Below are 2405 nucleotides of genomic sequence, written 5' to 3'. Positions count from 1 at the left end.
CTGATCGAGGCGACCAACGCCGCCGGCGAAAGCGAACGCTACGACTACGACGACCAGCACGTCATCCTCCAGCGGCAACTGGCCGGCGGCGCGAGTTTTTTCTGGGAATGGCAAGGGGCCGGGCGCGCGGCCCGCTGCGTGCGGCACTGGGCCTCGTTTGCACAGATGGACAGCCGCTACACCTGGGGCGAGGACGGGCAGGTCACGGTCCAGCACCTGGATGGCAGCCAGGAGGTGTACGTCCACGACGAGCGGGCGCGGCTGGTGCGCAAGGTCGAGCCCGATGGCGGCCAGCACCTCAAGGCCTATGACCCACAGGGCCGGCTGATCGCCGAACAGGACCCGCTGGGCGCCGTCACCGAATACCGCTACGACGAAGCCGGACGGTTGGTGGCGCTGATTCCACCGGACGATGAGCCCACGTCCTACGAATACCGCAACGGTTTCCTGCAGGCCCGTTCGCGCGGCAAAGCCGTGTGGACCTACCGGCGCAACGCCCAGGGCGATGTGATCGAAGCCATCGCCCCGGATCAACAACGCACCGCTTATGACTACGACGCCCAAGGGCAACTGCTGGCGATCCGTTACCCCGACGGTAGCGAGCACCGGTTGACCCGCAATCAGCTGGGCCAACTGACAGAAGAAACCCTGCCGGACGGCGGGCAGCGGTGTTTTTCCTACGATGCCCTGGGGCGTTTGCTGACCCGCCAGGACTCACACGGCGCCGTCACGCACTACCAATGGGACGCGGTGGGCCGCCTGTTCGAAACCACCTTGCCGGGTGGCGCGACCCGCGCCTGGTGCTACAACGCCTACGGCAAGGTCACCGCCGAGCGCGATGAGCTGGGGCGGACCACCCGCTATGAATACGCCGACGACCTGCACCTGATCAGCCGCCGCCTCAATCCCGACGGCAGCGAGCTGAAGTATCGCTACGACTCGGCGCGGCTGTTGCTGACTGAAATCGAAAACGAATCCGGCGAACAATATCAGCTGGACTACACACCTAACGGACTGATCCGACAGCAGATCGGCTTTGACGGGCAACGCACCGCCTACGCCTACGACCTCAATGGCCACCTGCTGGAGAAAACCGAGCACGGCGCGGACGGCGCCCAATGGGTCACCCGCTACCAACGCGACGCGGCCGGGCGGCTGCTGGTCAAGACCCTGCCCGACGGCCAGGCCATCGAATACCGCTACGACGGGTTGGGCCGGCTGGTCCACGTCAACGACGGCAGCGATCACCCGCTGGCCTTCGAATACGACGCCCAGGACCGGCTGATCAGCGAACACCAGGGCTGGGGCACCCTGCGTTATCGCTACGACGCCTGCGGGCGCCTCAACCACCTGCGCCTGCCGGACAACAGCCAGCTCGACTATCACCACGCCCGGGGTGGCGCGCTGACGGCCATCGACCTGAACGGCTCGCGCCTGACCGGGCACCAGATCCGTGGCGGTCGTGAAGTGCAGCGCCAGCAAGGCCTGCTGCTCAGCCAGTACGCCTACGACGAACAGGGCCGGCTCAAGGCCCAGACGGTGTGGCAGCACCAGCAGCAACTGTTCTGGCGCGACTATGCCTACAGCGCCAACGGCAACCTGCAGTCCATTTCCGACAACCGCAACCGCCGTCATTACCAGTACGACCCGCTGGATCGCCTGATCGGCATCGACTATTCCCACAGCGAGCCGCCGGAACATTTCGCCCACGACCCGGCCGGCAACCTGCTGATCCAGGACCGCCCCGGCCCGACCACCCTCAAGGGCAACCGCCTGCTGATGGAGGGTGACCGTCACTACGACTACGACGCCTTCGGCAACCTGATCCGCGAACGGCGCGGCAAGGCCCAGTGCCTCGTCAGCGAATACCGCTACGACAGCCAACACCGGCTGATCGGCGTCACCACGGCGGACGGACGCGAAACATCCTACCGCTACGACGCCTTTGGCCGACGCATCAGCAAGACCGTGGACGGCCTGACCACAGAATTTTTCTGGCAAGGCGACCAGATCGTCGCCGAAAGCAGCCCGCGCCACCACCGCAGCTACGTCTACGAACCGGGCACCTTCCGCCCACTGGCCCTGCTCGACGGCAAAGGCCCGAACGCCTGCCCGTTCTACTACCACCTCGACCACCTGGGCACGCCGCAGGAACTGACCAACTACGGCGGCACCATCGTCTGGTCAGCGCGCTACAACGGCTACGGCCAAGTCCGCGAGATCCAGCACGGCGGCGGCGAACAGCTGGAACAACCGCTGCGTTTCCAGGGCCAATACTTCGACCCCGAAAGCGGCCTGCACTACAACCGGCACCGCTACTACAATCCCAAAACCGGCCGTTATCTGACGCCCGACCCGAGCAAACTGGCGGGTGGCCTCAACGGGTATCGCTACACCCTGAACCC

1 protein-coding gene is annotated in these 2405 nt (G+C 65.7%); it reads left to right on the top strand.

Annotated features, from left to right (window positions below; translation table 11 throughout):
• On the top strand, positions 1 to 2405 hold a 2405-nt coding region (locus HU811_RS26645; protein ID WP_186659062.1), incomplete at both ends, for an RHS repeat-associated core domain-containing protein.

The organism is Pseudomonas tehranensis (assembly GCF_014268615.1).
GTDB lineage: Bacteria > Pseudomonadota > Gammaproteobacteria > Pseudomonadales > Pseudomonadaceae > Aquipseudomonas > Aquipseudomonas tehranensis.
This window is presented reverse-complemented; position numbering and strand designations above follow the sequence as displayed.